Annotated in this window: 1 rRNA gene; it reads right to left on the bottom strand. The window is 52.1% G+C overall.

Features of this window, described 5'->3' with window-relative positions:
• Positions 1-2: 2 nt before the first annotated feature.
• A 23S ribosomal RNA gene (locus ACZ3IJ_RS36165) occupies positions 3-2,937 on the bottom strand.
• Positions 2,938-2,941 lie beyond the last annotated feature (4 nt).

Here is a 2,941-nt window from a genome sequence, read left to right on the forward strand (position 1 = left end):
TTTTAGTTAAGTCCTCGATCTATTAGTATTTGTCAGCTCCACGTGTCACCACGCTTCCACCTCAAACCTATCAACCTGATCATCTTTCAGGGATCTTACTAGCTTACGCTATGGGAAATCTCATCTCGAGGGGGGCTTCATGCTTAGATGCTTTCAGCACTTATCCCTTCCGCACATAGCTACCCAGCTATGCCTTTGGCAAGACAACTGGTACACCAGCGGTGCGTCCATCCCGGTCCTCTCGTACTAAGGACAGCTCCTCTCAAATTTCCTACGCCCACGACGGATAGGGACCGAACTGTCTCACGACGTTCTGAACCCAGCTCGCGTACCGCTTTAATGGGCGAACAGCCCAACCCTTGGGACCGACTACAGCCCCAGGATGCGATGAGCCGACATCGAGGTGCCAAACCTCCCCGTCGATGTGGACTCTTGGGGGAGATAAGCCTGTTATCCCCGGGGTAGCTTTTATCCGTTGAGCGATGGCCCTTCCATGCGGAACCACCGGATCACTAAGCCCGACTTTCGTCCCTGCTCGACTTGTAGGTCTCGCAGTCAAGCTCCCTTGTGCCTTTACACTCTACGAATGATTTCCAACCATTCTGAGGGAACCTTTGGGCGCCTCCGTTACTTTTTAGGAGGCGACCGCCCCAGTCAAACTGCCCACCTGACACTGTCTCCCACCCCGATAAGGGGTGCGGGTTAGAATGTCAATACAGCCAGGGTAGTATCCCACCAATGCCTCCACCGAAGCTGGCGCTCCGGCTTCCAAGGCTCCTACCTATCCTGTACAAGCTGTACCAAAATTCAATATCAGGCTACAGTAAAGCTCCACGGGGTCTTTCCGTCCTGTCGCGGGTAACCTGCATCTTCACAGGTACTATAATTTCACCGAGTCTCTCGTTGAGACAGTGCCCAGATCGTTACACCTTTCGTGCGGGTCGGAACTTACCCGACAAGGAATTTCGCTACCTTAGGACCGTTATAGTTACGGCCGCCGTTTACTGGGGCTTCAATTCAGAGCTTCGCGCGAACGCTAACCCCTCCTCTTAACCTTCCAGCACCGGGCAGGTGTCAGCCCCTATACTTCGCCTTACGGCTTCGCAGAGACCTGTGTTTTTGCTAAACAGTCGCCTGGGCCTATTCACTGCGGCTCTCTCGGGCTTGCACCCAAAAGAGCACCCCTTCTCCCGAAGTTACGGGGTCATTTTGCCGAGTTCCTTAACGAGAGTTCTCTCGCTCACCTTAGGATTCTCTCCTCGCCTACCTGTGTCGGTTTGCGGTACGGGCACCTTGAATCTCGCTAGAGGCTTTTCTTGGCAGTGTGGAATCAGGAACTTCGGTACTATATTTCCCTCGCCGTCACAGCTCCGCCTTCACGGTAATGGGATTTGCCTCATTACCAGCCTAACTGCTTGGACGTGCTAATCCAACAGCACGCTTACCCTATCCTCCTGCGTCCCCCCATCGCTCAAACGATTCATAAGGTGGTACAGGAATATCAACCTGTTGTCCATCGCCTACGCTCTTCAGCCTCGGCTTAGGTCCCGACTAACCCTGAGTGGACGAGCCTTCCTCAGGAAACCTTAGGCATTCGGTGGATGAGATTCTCACTCATCTTTCGCTACTCATACCGGCATTCTCACTTCTAAGCGCTCCACCAGTCCTTACGGTCTAGCTTCAACGCCCTTAGAACGCTCTCCTACCACTGACATCATAGATGTCAATCCACAGCTTCGGTGATACGTTTAGCCCCGGTACATTTTCGGCGCAGAGTCACTCGACCAGTGAGCTATTACGCACTCTTTAAATGGTGGCTGCTTCTAAGCCAACATCCTGGTTGTCTAAGCAACTCCACATCCTTTTCCACTTAACGTATACTTTGGGACCTTAGCTGGTGGTCTGGGCTGTTTCCCTCTTGACTACGGATCTTATCACTCGCAGTCTGACTCCCAAGGATAAGTATTTGGCATTCGGAGTTTGTCTGAATTCGGTAACCCGATGGGGGCCCCTAGTCCAAACAGTGCTCTACCTCCAATACTCTTACCTTGAGGCTAGCCCTAAAGCTATTTCGGAGAGAACCAGCTATCTCCAAGTTCGATTGGAATTTCTCCGCTACCCACACCTCATCCCCGCACTTTTCAACGTGCGTGGGTTCGGGCCTCCATCCAGTGTTACCTGGACTTCACCCTGGACATGGGTAGATCACCTGGTTTCGGGTCTACGACCACATACTCTATCGCCCTATTCAGACTCGCTTTCGCTGCGGCTCCGTCTCTTCAACTTAACCTTGCATGTAATCGTAACTCGCCGGTTCATTCTACAAAAGGCACGCTATCACCCATTAATGGGCTCTAACTACTTGTAGGCACACGGTTTCAGGATCTATTTCACTCCCCTTCCGGGGTGCTTTTCACCTTTCCCTCACGGTACTGGTTCACTATCGGTCACTAGGGAGTATTTAGCCTTGGGAGATGGTCCTCCCTGCTTCCGACGGGATTTCTCGTGTCCCGCCGTACTCAGGATCCACTCAGGAGGGAACGAAGTTTCGACTACAGGGTTTTTACCTTCTGTGACTGGCCTTTCCAGACCTATTCATCTACCCCGTTCCTTTGTAACTCCATGTAGAGTGTCCTACAACCCCAAGAGGCAAGCCTCTTGGTTTGGGCTAATCCCGTTTCGCTCGCCGCTACTAAGGGAATCGCGTTTGCTTTCTCTTCCTCCGGGTACTTAGATGTTTCAGTTCCCCGGGTCTGCCTTCAGTTACTCTATGTATTCAAGTAACGATACTATCCCATTACGGATAGTGGGTTTCCCCATTCGGAAATCTCCGGATCAAAGCTTACTTACAGCTCCCCGAAGCATATCGGTGTTAGTCCCGTCCTTCATCGGCTCCTAGTGCCAAGGCATCCACCGTGCGCCCTTTCTAACTTAACTTGTT

The sequence above is a fragment of the Streptomyces sp. NPDC013317 genome, assembly GCF_055563155.1.